Raw genomic sequence first — 22,133 nt, 5'->3', positions numbered from 1 at the left:
CATCTAGCCCGTCTCATGCGGGCGGGCTTCTAGCCAGTTCACCGCGGCTTGTCAATGAAGTGCTGGCTTGTGGAAAATCGACTCGCCTCAGCGCCCGGCGCTGGCCATCGCACGTTTCTCGCGCCGGCGCTGCACCGAGGAGGGGATATTCATGCCTTCCCGGTACTTGGCGACCGTACGCCTTGCAATGTCGACGCCACTTTCGCGCAACATGTCGACGATTGCATCGTCGGAAAGCACGTCGACGGGCTTCTCCTCGTCGATCAACTGCTTGATGCGGTCACGCACGGCTTCCGAGGAGTGCGCATCGCCGCCGCCCGATGCGGCGATCGAGGCGGTGAAGAAGTAGCGAAGCTCGAACACGCCGCGCGGCGTCAGCATGTATTTATTGGCTGTGACCCGGCTGACGGTCGATTCGTGCATGCCGATGGCGTCGGCCACCGTGCGCAGATTGAGCGGCTTCAGCTGCCGCACGCCATGGACGAGGAAGGCGTCCTGCTGGCGAACGATTTCCGAAGCGACCTTGAGGATGGTCTTTGCCCGCTGGTCGAGGCTGCGCGTCAGCCAGTTGGCGTTCTGCAGGCATTCGGCCAGAAAATCCTTTTCCGCCTGGTTCTTGGCCTGCGGAGAGACCTGGGCGAAATAGATATGGTCGACCAACACCCGCGGCAGCGTTTCGGCATTGAGTTCGACCGTCCAGCTGCCGTCATTGGCCGCGCGCACCTCGACATCGGCGACGATCGCGTCGCTGGCGCCGCCCGAAAACGCCATGCCCGGCCGGGGATCGAGCGCCCGGATTTCGGCCAGCATGTCGAGCAGATCCTCCTCGTCGACACCGCAGATCCGTTTCAATGCGTGAAAATCGCGCCGTGCCAGGAGTTCGAGATTGGCGACCAGCGCCTTCATCGCCGGATCGAGCCGGCTCCGCACGGCAAGCTGCAGCGACAGGCATTCGGCCAGGTCGCGGGCAAACAGGCCGGCCGGCTCGAAGGTCTGACACACCGCCAGCACCTTCGCCACGGCGGCCGCATCCGCACCGAGACGAGCGGCGATCTCTGCCAGATCGGCACGCAGATAGCCGGTCTCGTCAAGGCCGTCGGCGAGGTCGGCGGCGATCAGACGTGCAGCCGGATCGGCGAAGGCTAGCGCCACCTGTTCACCGACATGGTCGCGCAGCGTGATCGCAGCAGTCGCCATATCGCCGGCGTCAAACCACTCGGATGAGGAACCCGCGCCATTGCCGGAAGCCGATTTCCATTGCGCCGTCAGGTCGGGACCGAGCCGCTCGCTGGTGCCCGGGTCGTCGGGAAACAGGTTTTCCAGCGACGTGTCGAGCTTGTCCGAGATCGCCTCCGCGCTCCACTGCGTCTCGTTTTCGAACCAGTCGCCTTCGGAGGTGGCTTGCGGCTCCGCCTCGATCTTCTGCGCCTGGTCGCTGGCGGCATCGTCCTGCGGCTCGGCGCGCTCCAGCAGCGGATTGCGCTCGATTTCCTCGTCGATGAAATGCTCGAGCTCGACATGGGTGAACTGCAGCAGCCGAATCGACTGCATCAGTTGCGGCGTCATCACTAGCGACTGCGATTGTCGTAGCTGTAGTTTGGCCGCCAACGCCATGGTTCGGTTTCAAACGCCTCGTCTACGCATCCGGACTTCCGGAAAGGAATTTTGCAGCCGGCCATAGAAACTGGCCCGGCTTTTGCTTGTCAAGGCAATTGGTAGCAAAACTCGCTTACCGGAGCGTTATCTCGGAGCAAAATCGAGGAAAAAGCGCCGCGCGAACCGCAAAAATCGTGTCAGGAAACAAATTTCACGCTCAGAGGGTGAAACCCTCGCCGAGGTAAAGTCGCCGCACATCCGGGTTTGCCACCACTTCGTCGGCCCTTCCATGGGTCAGCACCTGGCCGGCATGGATGATGTAGGCGCGGTCGATGAGGCCGAGCGTTTCGCGCACATTGTGATCGGTGATGAGGACGCCGATGCCGCGCGCCGTCAGGTGGCGCACCAGTTGTTGAATATCCGCGACGGCGATCGGATCGATGCCGGCGAAAGGCTCGTCGAGGAGCATGTAGGCCGGACGCGTCGCCAGCGCTCGCGCGATTTCCAAGCGTCGCCGCTCGCCGCCCGAAAGCGACATGGATGGCGCCTTGCGCAGATGGCTGATGTGGAATTCCTCGAGCAGTTCGTCGAGATTGCGCTCGCGCACCTTGCGGTCCTTTTCGACCACTTCCAGCACGGCGCGGATATTCTGCTCGACATTGAGGCCGCGGAAGATCGATGCTTCCTGCGGAAGATAGCCGATGCCGAGGCGTGCGCGACGGTACATCGGCATCGACGTGACATCGAAGCCGTCGATCTCGATCGTGCCTTCATCCACCGGCACCAGGCCGGTAACCATATAGAAACAGGTCGTCTTGCCGGCGCCGTTGGGGCCGAGCAGTCCAACGGCCTCTCCGGCGCGCACGCCGATGGTGACGCCGCTGACGACCTTGCGGCCCTTGTAGCTCTTGGTCAGCCCCTTGGCGATCAGGGTTCCCTTGAACTTTCCCGCATCGACGGTCACCGTGGCCGGCGCCGAAAGCTTGCCGGCGGCCCGTCCCGGAAGACGCGCCGTCAGCGACGACAGGCTGGCCATCAGGGGTTCGTCGCTCCCGATTTCGGCGGCGGTGTGATCGACATCTGGACGCGTTGCCCAGCGCATGGATCCACCTGAGCCAGCCCGCTTTTCATCTGCACGGTAAGTTTGCAGCCCACCAGAACGTTGTCGTTTTGCGACAGAACGACCTTTTTGCCCGAAAGCACCAGCACCTGGCTCTTCATATCGAAGCTGCCTTGATCGCCGGTCGCGATCTGCGCATCCGACTTGATATAGACCTTGTCGGAGATCTCCAGGTGATCGATGTTGGCCGAGCCCGTCATCGCAGCACCCGCGGCCTCCGTGCCCTTGGCAGCGGCGTTGGGGTCCTTGACGTAGTAGACCGTCATCTTGCCGGCCTTCATCAATGTCGGCCCCTGGACGACGCTGACATTGCCCGTGAAGATGGCGACACTGTCGGCCTGGCGGACTTCCAGCTTGTCGCTCTCGATCTGGATCGGCTTGTCGCCGGACAGTTTGAGGCCTGATTGACTGGTCGTCTGCGCCCATGACGGCACGAGTCCGAGCAGCAGCAACGCTGAAGTTGCAGCCGCGAGCCGCGTCGAACTACTGAGCCGCATTGGTTTCTCCGCTGTTTCCCTGTGCCGCCTTCAGGGCGGCGGAATCGATGTTGACGCGCACTTTGTTCTCGAAAACCAGAATCTTGCCATTGTCCTGAACCGACATCGTATCCGCCGTGATCCGCGACCCGCCACGGCTGACATCGACGGGATCTCCTGTCTTCATAGTGCCTTTGCCCATGTCGAGGAAGACCGATTTGAACTTGGCCTGCATGCCGTCGGTCGTGGTGATCGTCACGTCGCTGGTCAGGTTCATCGTATTGCCGTCGCGATCGTAGGTGCCGTGCGAGGCCTTGACCGCCGCCACATTGTCGGACGCGATCGGCACCTTGGCGTCGATGCCTTCCAGCTCGATGATACCTTGCGTGCTGACATCCTGAATGGCACGCAGCGCCGTCATCGAATAAGGCTGCTTCTGCTTGGTGAAACCGTTGAGCTTGGGATTGGCCATCACCAGCTTGCCGTTGGAAAAGGCAGTGCCTTCCGCCTGAATCTTCACCGAGACGGGTGCGGCGAGATAGGAGTAGACCGGGAAAGCGACCGCTATCAGTGCTGCGGCCACCGGCACGGCAAATTTGAGAACGCGCACGCGGCGCGAATGACGCTGTGCACGGTCGAAAGCATCGCCGCGCGTCCGGCCGTCCGCCGGGGGAGCCAACACCGCCTCGGCGTCGGTCGGTTCAATCGGTCGCGCTAACATTCACTGCTTTCTTCTAACCCTGCCCGCCCTCGGGCACCGCCTATAGGTGGGACGCCGGCGCTTTCAAGCAAGCACAAGCCCACGAAAACTGCAAAAATGTGACAGCCGCCTTTGTACAGACGAAAACGAAGTCCGCACAACTGCCGTCTTCTCCATAGCAGAAACAGACACGCGGCGTAAAATTTATCAGCCATCGGTCTCGTCGCCCGACCTGGTGGCGATTGCACGAATATGTGAGCAGACCGACGCCTGGAGAGGGCCCCGACCCGGCCCCGTCGACTGCCGACGCGGATAGCCACCTCACGTCCAGGCGCCGACTTGTCTCGGCATGCGCAAAAGAGAACTGCTTCCAGATGGGAGGATCATGGTCTAAAAGCGTCTCCTCCCGCCGACTGAAAGGCTGACCATGGCACTGAGAGCCGACGACCTGATCGACCGCCGCCGTTTGCGGCGCAAGCTGACATTCTGGCGCGTCGTCGCCATAGGCATTATAGCCCTTGGGGTGATTGCGCTTTCAACCTGGTTCTATGGCGACGATTTCGGCGGCTCGACGGTCGACCATATTGCCAAGGTCAAGATCGAAGGCACGATCACCGAGGACGAGGAACTGATCAAGCGGCTGGAAACCATCCGTCTTTCATCGAAGGTGAAAGGCGTGATCCTGTCGATCGATTCGCCTGGCGGCACCACCGTTGGCGGTGAATCGATCTATGAAGAAGTGCGCAAGCTGGCCGCCGACAAGCCGGTGGTGGCGGAAGTCGGCACGCTCGCCGCATCGGCGGGCTATATGATCGCCAGTGCCGCAGATCACATCGTTGCCCGCAAGACCTCGATCGTCGGCTCGATCGGCGTGCTGATCCAGTATCCCGACGTCAGCGGCCTGATGGACAAACTCGGCGTCAAGCTGGAGGAGGTGAAATCCTCGCCGCTGAAAGCCGCGCCCTCTCCCTTCAAGCCGACCAATGACGACGAGCGCGCCATGGTTCGCAAGCTCATCCTCGACAGTTACAACTGGTTCGTCGACATCGTCGCCGAACGCCGCAAGATGAGCCGCGAACAAGCGCTGGCGCTTGCCGACGGCTCGATATTCACCGGTCGCCAGGGCGTTGCCAACGGGCTGATCGACGCCGTCGGCGGCGAGGCCGTGGCGGTCGACTGGCTGGCGACCAAGGGCGTCGATGCCAAGCTCAAGGTCGTCGAGTGGAAGGATACCGAACGGCGCAGCGGCTTCCTGTTCTCGAAAGCGATGGCGCAAACGATCGGCAGTGCGCTCGGCCTGCCCGCCTACAGCAGCGACGTCATCCATGAACTCGGAGCCGACCGCTTGTTTCTTGACGGTCTCGTTTCCGTCTGGCACCCTTGAGAAGCCGTTTGGGGCAAGTGAAAAAAGCAAATAAAATCATCCTCATAATTTTGACCGCACTGCTTTCACGGGGACCCGTCTCATGATCAAGTCCGAACTTGTGCAGATTATTGCCACGCGCAATCCGCATCTTTTCCTGCGCGACGTCGAAAACATCGTCGGCGCGATCTTTGATGAAATCACCGACGCCCTTGCCGAAGGCAACCGGGTCGAGTTGCGTGGCTTCGGCGCTTTTTCGGTGAAAAATCGTCCCGCCCGCACCGGACGCAATCCGCGCACCGGCGAATCCGTCGAGGTCGAGGAGAAATGGGTGCCGTTCTTCAAGACCGGCAAGGAACTGCGTGAAAGGCTGAACGGCGGCAAGTAGGCGCGACGCCAGCGCCTGACGGCCTTTCGGACAGGCCAGCTTCCGACGGAAAACATCATGTTCAATCGCTTCATCCTTATCGCGATCTTCGTGCCCCTGGCGATCATCCTGATCGCACTCGCTGTCGCCAACCGCGAACTGGTCGCCTTCACGCTGGACCCGTTCAATCCCGGCAATCCGAAGCTGACCCTGACTTTGCCGCTGTTCATCTTCCTGTTCCTGGCGCTCGCCATCGGCATGATCGTCGGCAGTCTGGCTACGTGGGTCAAACAGGGTCGCTATCGCAAGCTGGCGCGCCAGCGCGGCGTCGAAGCCGAGAACCTGCGCCAGGCGGTCAGCCGTGCGCCGGCGGTATCACAAAGCCAGGCACCGGGGTCCGCCCAGGAGGCAGCATTGCCGAAGCCGACCGCTTGAGCCGCCAATCGGCGGTTTTGTCCTCACGGAGTTTTTCATGCTGACCATTTCGGCCGCAGAGGTCGACCATGCGCTGACCTTTCCCCGGCTGGTCGAGACGCTGCGCATGGCGTTTCGCGACGGCGCGGTGCAGCCTGTCAGGCATCATCATACGATCGAGCGGCCCGATGGTGCCGCCTCCACACTGCTTTTGATGCCGGCCTGGACCGATCTCAACGCGGCCGGCACGTCGGCCGGCGGTCACGTCGGCGTCAAGATCGTCACCGTGTCGCCCGACAACAATGCCATCGGCAAGCCCGCGGTGATGGGGCTCTATCTTCTGCTCAACGGCGCCACCGGCGAACCCGAGGCCCTGATCGACGGCCAGCGGCTGACACAATGGCGCACCGCCTGTGCTTCGGCGCTCGCGGCCTCCTATCTCGCCCGCGACGATGCCTCGCGGCTGCTTGTGGTCGGCGCCGGCGCGCTGTCGCCCTTCCTCGCCAAGGCGCACTCGGCCGTGCGGCCCATCAAGACCATCCGCATCTGGAACCGCACCCCGGCCAATGCCGAGAAAGTCGCGGCCGATCTGTGCGCCCAGGGCTTCGCCGCCAGTGCGGCAAGCGATCTCGATACGGAGCTTGGGCAGGCCGACATCGTCTCCTCGGCGACGATCACGACCACGCCGTTGATCAAGGGCGCATTGTTGCGGCCGGGAACCCATGTCGACCTGGTCGGCGGCTTTACGCCGACGATGCGCGAGAGCGATGACGATGCGATCAGGCTTGCCCGCGTCTATGTCGACACCCGCGCCGGCGCCACCAAGGAAGCCGGCGACATCGTCCAACCGCTGGCCTCCGGCGTGCTGAAACCGGAAGCCATCGTCGCCGATCTGCACGAATTGGCGCGCGGCCGGAAGAAGGGCCGCGAGAGCGCCGGTGAGATCACGCTGTTCAAGTCGGTCGGAGCGGCGCTCGAGGATCTTGCCGCCGGCATTGCCGTCTACAAGGCGCTCACGGCCTAGTTTACCGTCGCACCCATTTCGGCGCCCATCGCCTCGGCGATCACACGAAAATCGTGATCCCCGATTTCAAAAAGGCCAAAGCGAAGCTGATAACCCCAGTTCGACTTGGCCGCGGTGAAGTCCAGCCTGTCGAGCAGCGGCTTGATCGGCGCTTCCTCGGCCTTGGCCCATGCCACATCGCGGCGGAACGGCGTGAAGCCGGCGCCCATATCGCCCTGATAAGGCTCGCCTTCCCGCACGATGCCTATCGCCGTGAAAGCCTGCAGGCCGTCTTTCTCGCCCAAAACAGTGGTCGGCGAATAGTAGACGACGCCATCACCCGGCTTGACGCGACGCAGCGGTGCCGCCTTGCCGTGGTTGACCTGCATGAAGCCGGCTGTGCGACCACGCCGGACATGCTCGGCCGACGCCACCGCTATCCAATACGCGCTCATTTCTGTTCCCCATTGGCCTGTTCCCCGTCGGACAGCCAGTAGACGCGCAGGCGATGATTATCGGGATCGAGCGCGACAAAAGTACGGCCGAAATCCATGTCGGTCGGCGTCTGCAGGATCTTCAGCCCGCGCCCGGACCAGTCGGCATGGGCGGCATCGACCGCATCGGGCGTATCCAGCGCAAACACGATTTCGGCGCCACCGCCTGACGTGGCGGCTGCCGGCTCCACCGTATGGCGCGACCACAGGCCGAGCTTGAAGCCGGCATCGAGCACGAACAGCACGAAGGTCGGCGAACTTTCGACCGGCTCACGACCGAGCAGCGCGCTGTAGAAGGCACCGCTCTGCTGCGGCTGGTCGACATAGAGGATGACGAAATTCGGGGTGGCCATATCTGCTCTCCAAGGTTCGGTGTTTCGACTTGACGAACATACGATAGGCTACTGTCAGAATATGGCAGCAGTCATCGCGAACCACGCGGCTTGTCGAGCGTCGTTCGCCATTCCTTGAGCAGCGCCTGGCGACGACGCGGATAGCGCGTGTCCATTGCTTGGAGTTCGGCGATGCGATCGGCGCGAAAATGCCGGAAATCCTGCCGCATCTCGCACCACGCCACCACCACCCGCACCTTGTCGAAGAAGCCCAGCGCAAATGGCCAGACGACGCGCTGGGACACGGCCCCGCCGGCATCGCGGTAGAGAAAGCCGAGCTTGCGCTCGTTGCGGATGGCCTGCCGCACCAGACCAAGATCGATGCCCTCGGTGGCCGCGGCAGGAGGCCCGACCAGCAGTGTGCTCGCGTCAAGATCCTCGCGCAGATCGTCGGGCAGCACGGCTGCGATCTTGGCCAACGCGTTGGCGGCGGCGGCCGAGAGACGCTGGTCCGGCTGCCTGGCGACCCAGCGCGAGCCGAGCACAATGGCTTCGATCTCCTCGTCGCTGAACATCAGCGGCGGCAGCATGAAGCCGGGCTTGAGCACATAACCCAACCCCGCCTCACCTTCGATCGGCGCGCCCTGGCCCTGCAGCGTGGCGATGTCGCGGTAGAGCGTGCGGATCGAAACGCCCGTCTCGTCGGCAAGCATGTGCCCGCTCACCGGCCGGCGATGCCGGCGCAAGCACTGTATGAGGTCGAGTAGGCGTTCGGAGCGGGACATCGAGCAGATTTGCCTGTTTCTTTGACATTGGTCCATCGCCGGCAGACATAAACCGGAGAGGCCGACCTGTCGGACTTGGTTGCGAAGCCGGTTGCCCTATGTCAAAAGCGGCCACGCCGTTCGGAGTTGCCCCCGCTTGAAGTCTTTTCGCGACAAACGCCGCGACAACCGTCCACATCCATCCGCCAAGAGTGCGGCGGACGTGTCACGCCCGCGTCCCGGCCAGGCTCCTGCCAGACCGGAAGCGCCACCGCGCGAGCGCCATGAGGCGAAGACGGAAAATCGTTCCGAACCGAACTCGGCGCCGCGCATCCTGGCCCGCCGCGAAGGCGCTCTGCCCACTGAACATCTTCCCGTGATCCTGGAAGTGGCGCCCAATGCCGATTATGCGCTGCTCGACAGCGGCACCGGCCAGAAGCTCGAACAATATGGCCCCTACCGGATCGTGCGGCCAGAGGGCCAGGCGATCTGGCAAAAGGCCTTGCCGGCAAAGGAATGGGAGCGCGCCGACGCCGTCTTCACCGGAGACACCGACGAGGAGGGGATCGGCCGCTGGCGTTTCCCGAAGCTGCCGCTCGGCGAGACCTGGCCGATGAAGCATGACGGCATCGACTATCTCGGCCGTTTCACCTCGTTTCGTCATGTCGGCGTCTTTCCCGAGCAGGCTTCCCACTGGGACCACATGGCCGGGCTGATCGCGGCGGCGAAGCGACCGGTCAAGGTGCTGAACCTGTTCGGCTATACCGGTCTCGCTTCCTTGGTGGCGGCTCGCGCCGGTGCCGAGGTCACCCATGTCGATGCCTCGAAGAAGGCGATCGGCTGGGCCCGCGAAAACCAGGAGATGGCCGGCCTCGGCAGCAAGCCGATCCGCTGGATCGTCGACGACGCGGTCAAATTCGCCGAGCGCGAGGAGCGCCGCGGCAGCCGCTACGATATCATTCTGTTCGACCCGCCGGCCTATGGCCGTGGCCCCAAGGGCGAGGTCTGGCAATTGTTCGAGGACCTGCCGGATTTGACCGACCTCTGCCGGGCGATCCTGACGCCGAAGCCGCTCGCCGTGGTGCTGACCGCCTATTCGATCCGCGCCTCCTTCTTCGCCATCCACGCCCTGATGCGCGATACCTTTGCCGGCATGGGCGGCAAGGTTGAATCGGGTGAGTTGATCATCCGCGAAAAGTCCGCCGGCCGGGCGCTATCGACCTCATTGTTTTCGCGTTGGGTGGCTGAATGAACGAGCGGCATGCAGGCGCACCTGGCCAGGTGAAGGAGGTCACCAGCCTCGCCAATCCGCTGGTCAAGGACATCAAGGCGCTCGCTCAGAAGAAATTCCGCGACCAGCAGAGCGCCTTCATGGCCGAGGGGTTGAAGCTGGTCATCGATGCGCTCGATCTCGGCTGGCAGATCAGGACATTGGTTTTCGCCAAGGCCGGGCGCGGCAACGCTGCGGTGGAGAAGGTGGCCGCACGCACGGTTGCGGCAGGCGGCATGGTGCTCGAAGTGTCGGAGAAGGTGCTGGTCGCCATCACCCGTCGCGACAACCCGCAAATGGTGGTCGGCGTCTTTTCGCAAAAATTCCTCGCCTTGAAGGATGTCCGCGCTGACAATGGCGACGTCTGGGTGGCGCTCGACCGGGTGCGCGACCCCGGCAATCTCGGCACCGTCATCCGCACCGTCGATGCCGTCGGCGCCAAAGGCGTCATCCTGGTCGGCGATACCACTGATCCATTCTCCGTGGAGACGGTGCGTGCCACCATGGGTTCGATCTTTGCCGTGCCGGTGGCGAAGGCGACAACCGAGGCTTTCCTCGCCTGGCGAGGCGGGTTTTCAGGCCTCGTCGCCGGAACCCACCTGAAAGGCGCCGTCGACTACCGCTCGGTCGATTTTTCCCGCGGGCCCGTGCTGCTGATGATGGGCAACGAGCAGCAGGGACTGCCCGAAAGCCTGGCTGCGAGTTGCGACAGGCTGCTCAGGATTCCGCAAGCGGGCCGTGCCGATTCGCTCAATCTGGCCGTTGCCACCGGCATCATGCTGTTCGAGATCCGGCGCGGCGCGCTGAAGCTCGAGCCAATCCTGGACCAGCAATGAAGGTTGCCTGCCCGTGAGATCATGGTCTCCCTACGCATTGCTCGTCGTCGCGGCCATCGCGCTCGACCAGTGGATAAAATACCTGGTCGAGGCCGATCTGCCTTTTCAGGAGAAGGTTGATCTGCTGCCCTTCCTGGCGCTGTTTCGCACCTACAATACCGGCATCGCCTTCTCGATGTTCTCGTCCTTCGGCGACACCGGGCTGATCGTCATTTCGCTCGCCGTCGTTGCCTTCGTGCTGTTCCTGGCGACCCGGATCGCGCCGTCCCAGATCCTTGCCCGCACCGGCTTTGCGCTGATCGTCGGCGGCGCGCTCGGCAATCTGATCGACCGCGCCGTCAACGGCCACGTCATCGACTACATCCTGTTCCACACGCCGGTCTGGTCCTTCGCCGTCTTCAACCTTGCCGACGCCTTCATTTCGGTTGGTGCGGCACTGGTCGTCTTCGACGAGCTGGTCGGCTGGCGGCGCGAACCCAAAGCCAGTCCTTCCAAGGATTGACCCCGTGCGGCCATCGCCGCACAGTTCATGTCGTCAAGATCGCGGAGAAAGACATGTCCGAAACCTTCAAAGCCATCCTCGTTTCGCGTGACGCCGAGAAAAAGCAGTCGGTCGCCGTGACCGATCTCACCGAGGCCGACCTGATGGAAGGCGATGTCACCGTCGCGGTCGAGGCAACGACGGTGAACTACAAGGATGGCTTGGCGATCACAGGCAAGGCGCCGGTGATCCGCCGCTGGCCGTTGGTGCCGGGCATCGATTTCGCCGGCACCGTCATTTCGTCCTCGCATCCCGACTGGCGCGCCGGAGACAAGGTCGTGCTGAATGGCTGGGGCGTCGGCGAAACCCATTTCGGTGCCTATGCAGGCCGTGCCCGCGTCAGGGGCGACTGGCTGGTGCCGCTGCCGCAAGGCATCAGCCCGCATGACGCGATGGCCGTCGGCACCGCAGGATATACCGCCATGCTCTGTGTCATGGCCCTGGAGCGGCACGGCATCCTGCCCGATCGCGGCCCGGTGGTGGTGACGGGGGCAGCCGGCGGCGTCGGCTCGGTCGCGGTCTCCATCCTGTCCAGCCTCGGCTACCATGTCATTGCTTCCACCGGCCGCAATGCCGAAAGCCCCTTTCTGATGGACCTTGGCGCCGCCGAGGTGATCTCGCGCGAGGAGCTTGCCCAGCCGGCCAAGCCGCTGGCCAAGGAGCGCTGGGCGGGCGGCATCGACGCTGTCGGCAGCCACACGCTGGCCAATGTGCTCTCGATGACCTCCTATGGCGGCGCGGTCGCCGCCTGCGGCCTGGCCGGCGGCATGGACCTGCCGGCCAGCGTCGCGCCCTTCATCCTGCGCGGTGTCTCATTGCTCGGCATCGATTCAGTGATGGCGCCGAAAGCAGTCCGCCTCGAGGCATGGCGCCGCATCGGCACCGACCTCGATCTGCAGAAGCTCGCCAGCCTGTCCAGCACCATCGGGTTCGACGGCATCGTCGATGCCGCGCGCGATATCGTCGAGGGCAAGATCCGCGGCCGCGTCGTCGTGGATATGTGACTCCGCCCAACTGCCGGAAGGGCGGATGCAATCGCCAGATCTGGTGGCAAACCCGCCGCGCCTCGGCAAAAAGCGCTCATCCGCTAAAATTGGAACGATCCGCCGCAATTTTCCATAAGCTCTGTCTGGCAAGAATTTCGCATGATCGCGCAATCCGGCAGCCAACAGGCGGACACTGGCGACGATGTCGATGCGGTGCTCCCGCCGGCGTCGACGCGGCGCTTCGTCGCCGCGCCGCCGCTGGTGCCCGAGCCGGAATTCTCCAGGCGCGAAGGCCTGTCCTTTCTGACATTCGTCGCCATCGTGGTGATGGCCGGGCTGGCGCACCTGACCGGGGCACCGATGTTCATCAGCGTTGCATTGCTCGCAACCGGCCTAGCCGGCCTTGCCATGCATCTGCGCGCCAGGCGCAGCGAACATCGCACCGCCGCCCTTCTTGACGAAACCACGGCCCGCAGCCGCGCCGAGATCGAGACGCTGGCCGACCGCATGTGGGAGATGCAGGAGAGCGATGAGCGCTTTCGTGGCCTGATCGACGCGCTTGGCGATCTCGTCATCCATCGCGACCGCGACGGCTACATCGTCTATGCCAACAAGGTCTTCGCCGATCTCGTCGAGATCGACCAGCGCGATCTTGCCGGCAAGACCCTGGCGGAACTCGGCATCGAGGTCGGCATGGTTCCCGATGCCGCCTTTTCCGACCATGAGTGCCTGAGTTCCACCGATGTCTCTATCAGCACGCCGAGCGGGCAGCGCTGGTTCTCCTGGATCGAACTGTCGGTGCGCGACAAGGACAGTGGCGCGGTTTCGCACCGCGCCATCGCCCGCGACATCACCGCCCGCAAACGCGCCGAGTCCTCGCTGATCACCGCACGCGAACGGGCCGAATATGCCAGCCAGGCCAAATCGCGTTTCCTCGCCACCGTCAGCCATGAAATCCGCACCCCGATGAACGGCATCATGGGCATGGCCAGGTTGCTCGCCGACACCAGCCTGTCGCCGGAGCAGCAGACCTATGTCGGCGCCGTCTCGACCTCAGCCAGCGCATTGCTTGCCCTGATCGAGGATCTTCTCGACTATTCCAAGATCGAAGCCGGGCGTTTCGACCCGGAGCCGCAGCCGATGTCGGTGCGCGAGATCGCCGACAACATCATCGAATTGCTGGCGGCGCGCGCCTTCGCCAAGGATATCGGGCTGGGTTGTCATGTCGAACCCGACGTGCCGCAATTGATCACCGCCGATCCAGGCAAGGTCAGGCAGGTGCTTCTCAACCTCATCGGCAACGCCATCAAGTTCACCGACAGCGGCGGCGTGCTGGTGAGCATTGCACGCGCACGCACCGAAACCAGCGACCGCATATGCTTTACCATCGCCGATACCGGTCCGGGCCTGCATGATGCCGACCTGGAGCGCATTTTCGAGGAGTTCGAGCAGGCGGACGGCACGTCGACACGCACACATGGCGGGGCCGGCCTCGGCCTTGCCATCTCCAGGCGCCTGGTGGCCGCCATGGGTGGCACGATCTCGGTATCCAGCCGGCTCGGCCAGGGATCCGAGTTCGTCTTCGAAGTCCCTGCGACAGCGGCCACCGAAGCGCCGCAGGGCCGCCAGAATGCTCTCTCGGGCAGACGCGTGGTGATCCTGTCGAAGAACGCCGTCGAGGCCGACGCCATCGCCCGCACCATCCGTGCCAACGGTGGCGCGGTCGACATCGCCACCACCGCCGCACAGGCCGCGCCTTTCGCCGCCGGCTGCGACGCGATCCTGGTCGATGCAGCGATGGAGGAAGGCGACGGAAGGCTGCTCAAGCGCCTGCGCCAGAGCGGTTTCTCCGACTGTGAGGCGATCACGCTGATCGCGCCGACAGATCGCGGCATGCTTGGCGAGTTCCGCGCCAGCGGCTACGCAACCTTCCTGGCCAGGCCGGTGCGCGGCGGAACACTTTTGCGTGTACTGTTGAGCAGCCATGCTCCGAGCCTCGGCCCGCCGCAGCCGGAAAAGCGCGGCGCGCCGACACTGCGCGCCGTCGGCAACCGCCAGCGCGGCCTGTCGGTGCTGATCGCCGAGGACAATGACATCAATGCCATGCTGGCCCGCGCCACGCTGCTGAAGGCGGGGCATCGCGTCAGGGTGGTCGGCAACGGCAAGGCGGCCGTCGAGGCTGTCACCGGCGCCGCGCACAAGGACCGCTTCGACGTGGTCTTGATGGATCTGCACATGCCGGTCATGGACGGGCTGGACGCGATTGCCGCCATCCGCCGCCATGAGGAAGAAAGTGCCGTGCGGCCGGTGCCGATCATGGTGCTGTCGGCCGACAGCCAGGAAAAGACCCGCCATGCGGTGTTGGCCCATGGCGCCAGCGGCTTTGTCACCAAGCCGCTCGACCCCGAGGCGCTGGTCAATGCCGTCGAGGGCCAGGTCGTCGCGGCCTGAGCTTTCCACCGCCCATTCCGCACCGGGCGATCACTTAAACGTAGCCGGTTGATCGTATTCGCCAGCCGACGAAGTATTGCCCACGACGTCGTATCACGGTACTGTCACAATCCTGTTGCACCTACACCGTATCCCCGTGCCAAGAGGGATGGCTCGAAGGAGAATCACTCGTGCATACAGTTATGCCGGAATGTGACACTCGGCCGAACGCCAGCAGCGCCTTGCTTGCCGGACGTAACGTCGATTCCGTCATAAAGGGCGCCGCACTGGGCCGTATAGGCAATCTTGAAGTGCGGCTCGCTCGCAACGAGGCCGAGATCGCGGCCGCGCAGGAAGTGCGCTACCGGGTGTTCTACGACGAACTTGGCGCCAGGAAGGACCTGTTCCAGGCCCATGACCGCCGTGACGCCGACCGGTTCGATCCGCTCTGCGACCATCTGCTGGTTTTGGACACCACGCTTTCCGGTCCCGAACATCGCCGCATCGTCGGCACATATCGGCTGCTGCGGCAAGAAATCGCGGCCACGGCCGGCGGTTTCTATTCCGAAGGTGAATTCGAGCTGACCAAGCTCATTGCCCGTCACCCCGGCCAGCGTTTCCTTGAACTCGGCCGCTCCTGCGTTTTGCCGGAATACCGCTCGAAGCGCACCATCGAAGCGTTGTGGCAAGGCATCTGGGCTTACATCAACCATTATGAAATCGGTGTGATGACCGGTTGCGCTTCCTTTCACGGCACCGTGCCGGCGGCGCATGCCGAGGCGCTCACCTACCTCGCCCACCACTGCCGCACGAATTCGGCCTGGGACGTGCGCGCGGTCTCCGGGCGCTACTGCTCGATGGACCTGATGCCTATCGAGGCGGTCAATGCCAAGGCGGCGATCGCCGCGATGCCGCCTCTGGTCAAGGGCTATCTGCGCGTCGGCGCCCGCATCGGCGACGGCTGCGTCATCGATCGCGAATTCTCGACGGTCGATGTGTTCGTCGTGATGCCGGTCAAGGAGATCGGCGCACGCTACGTCAACTATTATGGCGGGGGAGCCCAGCGCTTCGCTGCGTGAGGCTAGCGAATAGAAAGTAGCGGGAGCTATCTCGTTCAACCCCTATTCGCTATTCGCTTCCTTTTCACAAAATATCTTCCGGCCGCCTGCCGGGCCGGCTCTTGTAGGACGGAAACGACCAGCCGAATTTGAGCGCGCCGCCACGCACAAGGAACGCCGCCGCAAAACCGGCAAGGTCCGAGGCGAGCGGCGGCAGTCCGGCAAGATCGCCAAGCGTGTAAAGGCCGGCACCTGCAAGGGCCGCCGTGACATAGATTTCGGGCCTGAGCAGCACCGATGGCTCGCCGGCAAGGAGATCGCGCAGAATGCCGCCGAAAGTGGCGGTGAGCACGCCGGTGATGACTGAGACGACCGTCGAACCGGTAATCGCAAGCCCCTTGGCCGCGCCCATCACCGAAAAAGCGGCGAGCCCGATGGCGTCGAGCCAGAGCAGCCATTTCCAGCGCGATTCGACACGATGCGCGCTGAAGAAGACCAGCACCGCAACCGCGGCGCAGACCAGCACATAGCCGGAGTTGGCGACCCAGAAAACCGGCAGGTTGAGGATGACGTCGCGAAGCGTGCCGCCACCTATCCCGGTGACGCTGGCCAGGAACAGGAAGCCGATAATGTCGAGCTGCTTGCGCGAAGCCGCAAGCGCTCCGGTCGCCGCGAAGACGGCGACACCGGCATAGTCGAGAAGCGCGATGGGGTTCATTGCAGGCCAGGGGAGTAAGGGAATAAGGCAGTAGGGCAGTAGGGCAGTATGTTTAGCACGAAGCCGCACGGAAGGTGCGATTGCCCTTTTCCCTACTGCCCTACTGCCCTACTGCCCTACTCCCCTACTCCCTTAACTATGCATCTTTCTCAGCCTGCTCGTTTACCGGCCCCGGCTCGACCGGCGCTTCAGCGGCGGCAAACTTCGGACCGCCTTTGGCGACGCCGACCATAGCCGGGCGCAGCACGCGGTCGCCGATCGAATAGCCCGGCTGCACGACCTGGACCACGGTGTTGGCCGGGACGTCCGGATTGGGCACTTCGAACATCGCCTGGTGGAAATTGGGATCGAACTTCTCGCCTTCCGGCGCGAGCTTCTTGACCCCATGCCGTTCCAGCGCCGACAGCATGGCGCGCTCGGTGAGGTCGACGCCTTCGATCAGCGCCTTGAAGCCGGCGTCACCCGATGCCTTGGCCTCGGCGGGAATCGCATCCAGCGCGCGGCGCAGATTGTCCGACACCGAAAGCATGTCGCGGGCGAAATTCGCGACCGCGTAGGTGCGCGCATCGTGAACATCGCGCGCCGTGCGGCGACGCAGGTTTTCCATCTCGGCCGCCACGCGCAGCGCGCGGTCCTTCAGCTCTTCATTTTCCTTCAGCAGCCGGACAAGGGCTTCATAGTCGCCGTCGGTGCTGCCTTCCGTGCGCTCGGCTGCGGGCTCGGTCGCCTCGACTTCATCGGGCGCGCGTTCGTCTTTTGCCTGGTCGCTCATCGCCGTTTCCCGTCAATCTCGAATGATGTGGATTTTGTGCCCGATATCGATGTTTGGCAGCCAAAAATCAAGGGGTAAGCGATTATGGAAGCCACCGGCCAAGGCCGGACAATGGCAGGCAAGGCATTTCGATTTTAATTCAAATTTTACCTTAACTGCCGGCTTTGCTTGCCCCACAGGCAGGATGGGGGAACCATTCCCTTACTGGAGGAGTTTCGAAGCCGACACAGGATTTTGAGACGATGACCCGCAACACGGGCGAAAAGGCAGAAGGGCTGGCCATCGAGGTCAGGCGCCAGTTGGGTGCCGAGGCGGTGACCCGCTTTCTACGCACCTTGCCGGCCTTCCGCACCGAGGCCGACATTCCCGACCGGCTCCGAGAACTGCTCGACCGCCTCGATGGGGCGGAGCGCGGTGACATCGGCTGGCGCCGGCGTTAACGCAACAATCGATCTTGGCAGCAAACCTCCTATCGGCAATAGCCGGGGAGAGCCGAACCATCTAAGGATAGATGTGTTGTGGTTCAAAATGGAGGACGTAGTGGGCAAGGTTTCGATCACCTCATCGCTGATGGCGCTTGTCGGCCTCGGCGCCATCACCTTGGCGGCTTTTCCGGCACAAGCAGACAATCTGCAGCTGCAATTGGGCAAACATGGCCCGCGGCTGAAGCTCATGGAAGATTGCGACCCCGCCTATGACGATTGCGAAGGCCCCCGTCGCGACGACCGGCGCGACCGCCGTCAACGAGGCTGCACGGAGGACCGGGCCCTCGACAAGGCAGACCGAATGGGCATCCGCCGCGCAAGGATAGAGTCCGTCGGCCGCCGGGAGATCACAGTCCGCGGCAGACAGGGTGGCGACCGCGTGCGCGTGACTTTTGGCACCGAGCGCGGCTGTCCCATCCTCGATCGCGAATAGCGATCGACCCCAGCGGAAAACCGACGCTCAGAATCATCAGCAGGTCGAACCGGCGGTTGGCAGGCTCGACCGCCGGGCCACGCGACAATTACGCACAGTAATTTTGCGTGATGTCGCCTTGCGGCGGCGAGGCACCCCGCCTATGCTTCCTGATGAACATGATTTCCCCTGAGACGGTCGCCAACAGCAAGCGCGCCTGGCTGAAGATTCTCGCCCGCTACAAGAAGCCTGACAGGCGGCGCAGCACCGTCGAACTCGCCATCACTCTCATTCCATTCGCCATACTCTGGGGCCTGTCCTCGGCGGCCTATGCCTATGGCCATTGGTGGGGACTGATCCTCATCCTTCCCGCGGCCGGGTTTCTGGTGCGCATCTTCATGATCCAGCACGATTGCGGCCACGGCTCCTTCTTCGCCAATCGCTACGCGGACGACTGGATCGGCCGCGCGCTCGGCATCCTGACGCTGACGCCCTACGATTGCTGGCGGCGCGCCCACGCGACCCACCACGCCAGCGCCGGCAATCTTGACGAACGCGGCATGGGCGACATCCGGACGCTGACCGTTGCAGAATACCGGCAGATGTCGTGGCGAGGCCGCCTTGCCTATCGTCTCTATCGCCACCCGCTGGTGATGTTCGGGCTCGGTCCGATCTGGCTGTTCATCTTCGAGCAAAGGCTGCCCGTCGGCATGATGCGCGGCGGCCTGACCCCTTGGGTGTCGTCGATGACCACCAATCTTGGCATCGCGGTCGCAGCAGCCATCCTCATTTGGTTCGTCGGTCCCGGCGCGTTCCTGGTGGTCCACCTGCCGATCGTCATCCTCGCCGGTTCGGCCGGCATCTGGCTGTTCTATGTCCAGCACCAGTTCGAGGAAACGGAATGGGCGAAGGATGTCGACTGGGAATTCCAGCACGCTGCCTTGCACGGATCGTCCTATTACGACCTCCCGCCGGTGCTGAACTGGTTCACCGGCAACATCGGTGTCCATCACGTCCATCACCTCTCCGCCAAGGTGCCGTGCTACCGGTTGCAGGAAGTGCTGCGGGATTATCCCGAGCTGCGCGACATCGGCCGTGTCACGCTGCTGGAAAGCCTGCGCTGCGTTAAACTGGCGTTGTGGGACGAGAACCGCCGCAAGCTGGTGTCGTTCCGCGAGGCACGGGCGGCGGCTTAAGCAATTCCAGCAGAAGTGGTGAACGGTTTCCAGGGAAAGCGCGTAGCGTTTTCCCTGGGGCAATTGCGTCAAACCAAGAAAAGTAAAACGACCGCCAGTCTATAGGCACCGCGCCTGGAGCTCCTATCAGGCAGCCCTGATCATGTCGGCGGCCTTTTCGGCGATCATGATGGTTGGCGCATTGGTGTTGCCACCAATCAGTGTCGGCATCACCGAGGCGTCGACGACACGCAAGGCTTCAAGCCCGCGCACCTTGAGTTGCGGATCGACCACCGCCATCTCGTCGACCCCCATCCGACAGGAGCCGACCGGGTGATAGACCGTGTCGGCGCGGGTACGGATATGGGTCATCAGATCGGCATCGCTTGGCTCGCCGGCGATGTGCATTTCCTTGTGCCGGTAGCGCGTCAGCGCCGGTGAAGCCAGCACCTGCCGGGTGATCCTCACGCCTTTCAACAGCAGCTCCGCATCGCGCTGGTCGCCGAGAAAGCGCGGATCGATGCGCGGCGCGGCAAGTGGATCGGCACTGGCCAGCCCAACCTCGCCACGCGAGTGCGGCCGCAATATGCAGACATGACAGGAGAAGCCGAAGCCGTAGTGCAGCGTGCGCGCATGGTTTTCGACCAGCCCGATGACGAATTGCAGCTGCAGGTCAGGGCGCTCAAGCGCCGGGTCGGATTTGACGAAAGCGCCGCTCTCGGCCGCCGGCGAGGCGATCAGCCCGGTCCCATCCCGCCGCCACTGCGCGATATGCCGTAGGAAACCCAACGCGCCGCGCGGGCTCATGCCAAGCATATCGGTGTCCTTCGATCTCCAGCCGACGATGAAATCGAGGTGGTCCTGCAGGTTCTTGCCGACGCCCGGCAGTTCGTGGACGACGGGAACGCCATGCACGGCAAGTTCGGCCGCCGGGCCGATACCCGACAGCAACAGAAGCTGCGGCGAACCGAAGGCACCGCCACACAGGATCACCTCGCACGACGCCTGCGCCACTGCCTCGCCTTTGCGTGTCCGGTAGCGGATACCGGTGGCCCGCTTGCCGTCAAGGACGATGCGTGTGGCGTGCGCCCGCGTGATCACGGTCAGATTGGTCCGCTGCATCACCGGATGGAGATAGGCGGCGGCAGTCGAACAGCGCTCGCCATTACGGGCGCCACCGGCAAATTGGGTCACCTGGAAATAGCCGGCGCCCTCTTGTTCCGGTCCGTTGAAATCGTCCGAGGCGCGAATCTGGTTTTCGGCACAAGCCTCTATGAAGGCCTTGGCGATTGGCCTCGGCGAGCGCTGGTTCGACACTTTCAGCGGGCCGTCCCCGCCATGCAGGGCATCAGTGCCGCGCTCATTGCCTTCGGCGCGCCGGAAATAGGGCAGCACCTCATCCCACGACCAGCCCTCACAGCCCAGATCGGCCCATTCGTCATAGTCGCTGCGATGGCCTCTGACATAGAGCATCGCATTGATGGCGCTGGAGCCGCCCAGCGCCTTGCCGCGCGGCTGGTAGCCGTTGCGGCCGCCAAGACCTTGCTGCGGCACGGTTTCGAAGGCCCAGTTGTTGATCCTGGGCCGGCCGGAAAGCATACCGATAATGCCAGCCGGAGCGCGGATCAGCATATCCCTGCCCTCGCCGCCAGCTTCGATCAGGCAGACCGTTTTCGAGGGATCTTCCGAAAGCCGTGCGGCAAGCGCACAGCCGGCGGACCCACCGCCGGCTATGACATAGTCGTAACGCATGAAGACCCCTCCCCGATCATTCCGGATTTTCCATCCGGAAGCTCAAGAGAAGGCTTGAACAGGGGGCGTTGTAAAGACGCGCGGAATTACCGCAACGTCAGCTGCTGCGAACGCGCCGCCAGGAGTATTTCGGGCCTTTTGGTTCCGGCACGGCGGCTGGCTGGTAGTAGAGCCCCAATCCGCCGGTGCGGCCCTCCTCCAGACGCTTCAACAGCACGGGGTTCGATATCTCGAACTCGTCGAAGCCCAGGCGCAGCATATGCGGCAGTTGGTCGACCAGTACCTGGCCCGTGGCGCGAACGGCACCTTCGAAATGGTAGCGGCCGCGCAGCAGTTCTCCCTTGGAGAAGGAGCGGCCGTCGCTGAAGGCCGGAAAGGCCAGCGCCACCAGCGACAGCTGGTCGAGCAGGTCGGCGATCTTCTCGAGCTGATCACCCGGCTGCAGCAGGACGCCGAGCCGTTCCTTGGCCGAGCGGCGCACCTCCGGATCGAGATCGAGGAAGACTTGCAACGGCAGGATGAAGCGGCCGTTGCCGGACAGCGCATCGGCGCTTTCGGCATGCGTCCACTCATCCTCCTGAAAACCCGCAGGGGTCCAGAGCCGGGTCTCCGGTGTCGTCGGTCCAGTCATCAAAAAGTTCCTAAACAGTCAAACGAAACCAAGGATGTGTTGAGATTCAGGTCAGGCTGCGCCGAAAATGGCGGCTTCCGAGAACCGGAGCGGAGCATACTTGAAGTACGTGAGCACCGGAAGCGCAGGAAGCCGCCGTTTGCAGGCCAGCCTTACCTGAATATCAGCATATCCTAAAGGGATGCGTCGGTCAGCGACTTCTCCAGCCCCGACAGGTGAATGCCGCACTCGGTCTTGGCATGACCGGCCCAGCGGCCGCTGCGCGCGTCCTCGCCCGGCTGCACCGGCTGCGTGCACGGGAAGCAGCCGATCGACAGATAGCCATAAGCGACCAGCGGATTTTCGCGCAGCGCATGCGCGCGCATATAGTCGGCCTGGTCCGATGTCGTCCAATGCGCCAGCGGATTGATGCGGATGCGCGGCCCGACCGCCTCGAAC

The 22,133-nt window shown here is 63.5% G+C and carries 25 protein-coding genes; 13 read left to right on the top strand and 12 right to left on the bottom strand.

All coding sequences use genetic code 11. From position 1 onward, the window contains the following. Positions 1-87 precede the first annotated feature (87 nt). The 4 genes from rpoN to lptC form a co-directional block, all read right to left on the bottom strand. The gene (rpoN, locus tag EN990_RS20670; RefSeq protein WP_064995568.1) at positions 88-1,614 is read right to left on the bottom strand and encodes an RNA polymerase factor sigma-54; all 1,527 of its coding nucleotides are present in this window, start codon (positions 1,612-1,614) and stop codon (positions 88-90) included. Positions 1,615-1,813: 199 nt separating this feature from the next. Continuing rightward, complete coding sequence (lptB, locus tag EN990_RS20665) at positions 1,814-2,632, bottom strand: LPS export ABC transporter ATP-binding protein (protein WP_013529586.1); 819 nt, start codon at positions 2,630-2,632, stop codon at positions 1,814-1,816. Further along, entirely contained in the window at positions 2,632-3,213 is a 582-nt protein-coding gene (locus EN990_RS20660) for an LptA/OstA family protein (RefSeq protein ID WP_013529585.1), read from the bottom strand. Before EN990_RS20660 ends, lptB begins: the two co-directional genes overlap by 1 nt. Next, the gene (gene lptC / locus EN990_RS20655; RefSeq protein WP_013529584.1) at positions 3,200-3,913 is read right to left on the bottom strand and encodes an LPS export ABC transporter periplasmic protein LptC; all 714 of its coding nucleotides are present in this window, start codon (positions 3,911-3,913) and stop codon (positions 3,200-3,202) included. Before lptC ends, EN990_RS20660 begins: the two co-directional genes overlap by 14 nt. A 406-nt stretch (positions 3,914-4,319) precedes the next feature. Here lptC and sppA point away from each other — a divergent pair, with 406 nt between their 5' ends. From sppA to EN990_RS20635, 4 genes are all read left to right on the top strand, one after another. Next, positions 4,320-5,276 carry a signal peptide peptidase SppA gene (sppA, locus tag EN990_RS20650; RefSeq protein WP_127368692.1) on the top strand — a complete coding sequence of 319 codons (957 nt, stop codon included), beginning with the start codon at positions 4,320-4,322 and terminating at the stop codon, positions 5,274-5,276. 82 nt (positions 5,277-5,358) lie between these two features. Next, a complete protein-coding gene (locus EN990_RS20645; protein ID WP_006200394.1) occupies positions 5,359-5,643 on the top strand; it encodes an integration host factor subunit beta in 285 nt (94 codons plus the stop codon). 57 nt (positions 5,644-5,700) lie between these two features. After that, positions 5,701-6,057 (top strand): DUF1049 domain-containing protein, encoded by a 357-nt coding sequence (locus EN990_RS20640; RefSeq protein WP_064995565.1) that lies wholly within the window; start codon positions 5,701-5,703, stop codon positions 6,055-6,057. 37 nt (positions 6,058-6,094) lie between these two features. Next, entirely contained in the window at positions 6,095-7,060 is a 966-nt protein-coding gene (locus EN990_RS20635; RefSeq protein WP_064995564.1) for an ornithine cyclodeaminase family protein, read from the top strand. Here EN990_RS20635 and EN990_RS20630 read toward each other — a convergent pair. The 3 genes from EN990_RS20630 to EN990_RS20620 form a co-directional block, all read right to left on the bottom strand. Beyond that, a complete protein-coding gene (locus EN990_RS20630; protein ID WP_127368691.1) occupies positions 7,057-7,494 on the bottom strand; it encodes an EVE domain-containing protein in 438 nt (145 codons plus the stop codon). The genes EN990_RS20635 and EN990_RS20630 overlap by 4 nt on opposite strands. Continuing rightward, positions 7,491-7,886 carry a VOC family protein gene (locus EN990_RS20625; protein WP_013529579.1) on the bottom strand — a complete coding sequence of 132 codons (396 nt, stop codon included), beginning with the start codon at positions 7,884-7,886 and terminating at the stop codon, positions 7,491-7,493. Before EN990_RS20625 ends, EN990_RS20630 begins: the two co-directional genes overlap by 4 nt. Positions 7,887-7,957: 71 nt before the next feature. Beyond that, positions 7,958-8,650 (bottom strand): YafY family protein, encoded by a 693-nt coding sequence (locus EN990_RS20620; protein WP_063169010.1) that lies wholly within the window; start codon positions 8,648-8,650, stop codon positions 7,958-7,960. Between the two features lie 136 nt (positions 8,651-8,786). Between EN990_RS20620 and EN990_RS20615 the strand changes: the two genes are divergently transcribed. From EN990_RS20615 to EN990_RS20590, 6 genes are all read left to right on the top strand, one after another. Then, positions 8,787-9,881 (top strand): class I SAM-dependent rRNA methyltransferase, encoded by a 1,095-nt coding sequence (locus EN990_RS20615; RefSeq protein ID WP_013529577.1) that lies wholly within the window; start codon positions 8,787-8,789, stop codon positions 9,879-9,881. After that, on the top strand, positions 9,878-10,735 hold the full coding sequence (locus EN990_RS20610) for an RNA methyltransferase (protein WP_127384620.1): 858 nt from the start codon (positions 9,878-9,880) through the stop codon (positions 10,733-10,735). Before EN990_RS20615 ends, EN990_RS20610 begins: the two co-directional genes overlap by 4 nt. A gap of 13 nt (positions 10,736-10,748) precedes the next feature. Then, positions 10,749-11,237, top strand: a complete 489-nt coding sequence (gene lspA / locus EN990_RS20605) for a signal peptidase II (RefSeq protein ID WP_127384619.1) — start codon at positions 10,749-10,751, stop codon at positions 11,235-11,237. 53 nt (positions 11,238-11,290) lie between these two features. Next, positions 11,291-12,280, top strand: a complete 990-nt coding sequence (locus EN990_RS20600; protein WP_127384618.1) for an MDR family oxidoreductase — start codon at positions 11,291-11,293, stop codon at positions 12,278-12,280. 141 nt (positions 12,281-12,421) lie between these two features. After that, a complete protein-coding gene (locus EN990_RS20595) occupies positions 12,422-14,713 on the top strand; it encodes a PAS domain-containing hybrid sensor histidine kinase/response regulator (RefSeq protein WP_027161326.1) in 2,292 nt (763 codons plus the stop codon). Positions 14,714-14,895: 182 nt separating this feature from the next. Then, positions 14,896-15,771, top strand: coding sequence for a GNAT family N-acetyltransferase (locus EN990_RS20590; protein WP_164766130.1), 876 nt, complete (start codon positions 14,896-14,898; stop codon positions 15,769-15,771). Positions 15,772-15,835: 64 nt separating this feature from the next. On the opposite strand, the gene EN990_RS20585 is transcribed toward EN990_RS20590, so the two are convergent. Both EN990_RS20585 and grpE read right to left on the bottom strand, forming a co-directional pair. Continuing rightward, entirely contained in the window at positions 15,836-16,468 is a 633-nt protein-coding gene (locus EN990_RS20585; protein ID WP_127388361.1) for a trimeric intracellular cation channel family protein, read from the bottom strand. A gap of 136 nt (positions 16,469-16,604) precedes the next feature. Next, positions 16,605-17,240: a nucleotide exchange factor GrpE gene (gene grpE / locus EN990_RS20580; protein WP_027161324.1), complete on the bottom strand. Its 636-nt coding sequence runs from the start codon at positions 17,238-17,240 to the stop codon at positions 16,605-16,607. A gap of 242 nt (positions 17,241-17,482) precedes the next feature. On the opposite strand from grpE, the gene EN990_RS20575 reads away from it, so the two are divergent. From EN990_RS20575 to EN990_RS20565, 3 genes are all read left to right on the top strand, one after another. Beyond that, positions 17,483-17,680 carry a hypothetical protein gene (locus EN990_RS20575; protein WP_024502834.1) on the top strand — a complete coding sequence of 66 codons (198 nt, stop codon included), beginning with the start codon at positions 17,483-17,485 and terminating at the stop codon, positions 17,678-17,680. Then, positions 17,655-18,158, top strand: a complete 504-nt coding sequence (locus EN990_RS20570; protein ID WP_348629891.1) for a hypothetical protein — start codon at positions 17,655-17,657, stop codon at positions 18,156-18,158. Before EN990_RS20575 ends, EN990_RS20570 begins: the two co-directional genes overlap by 26 nt. Before the next feature lie 152 nt (positions 18,159-18,310). Continuing rightward, complete coding sequence (locus tag EN990_RS20565; RefSeq protein WP_013529567.1) at positions 18,311-19,333, top strand: fatty acid desaturase; 1,023 nt, start codon at positions 18,311-18,313, stop codon at positions 19,331-19,333. Positions 19,334-19,459: 126 nt separating this feature from the next. Here EN990_RS20565 and EN990_RS20560 read toward each other — a convergent pair whose 3' ends face one another. The 3 genes from EN990_RS20560 to EN990_RS20550 form a co-directional block, all read right to left on the bottom strand. Continuing rightward, positions 19,460-21,064, bottom strand: coding sequence for a GMC family oxidoreductase N-terminal domain-containing protein (locus EN990_RS20560; RefSeq protein ID WP_127384617.1), 1,605 nt, complete (start codon positions 21,062-21,064; stop codon positions 19,460-19,462). A gap of 97 nt (positions 21,065-21,161) precedes the next feature. Beyond that, positions 21,162-21,695: a DUF934 domain-containing protein gene (locus tag EN990_RS20555; RefSeq protein ID WP_127369057.1), complete on the bottom strand. Its 534-nt coding sequence runs from the start codon at positions 21,693-21,695 to the stop codon at positions 21,162-21,164. A 173-nt stretch (positions 21,696-21,868) separates the two neighbouring features. Further along, positions 21,869-22,133: phosphoadenosine phosphosulfate reductase family protein (locus EN990_RS20550; RefSeq protein ID WP_164766129.1), on the bottom strand; the 265-nt coding region annotated here is incomplete at its 5' end.

Source organism: Mesorhizobium sp. M7A.F.Ca.US.005.03.1.1 (genome assembly GCF_003997975.1).
GTDB classification, from domain to species: Bacteria; Pseudomonadota; Alphaproteobacteria; order Rhizobiales; family Rhizobiaceae; genus Mesorhizobium; species Mesorhizobium ciceri.
This window is presented reverse-complemented; position numbering and strand designations above follow the sequence as displayed.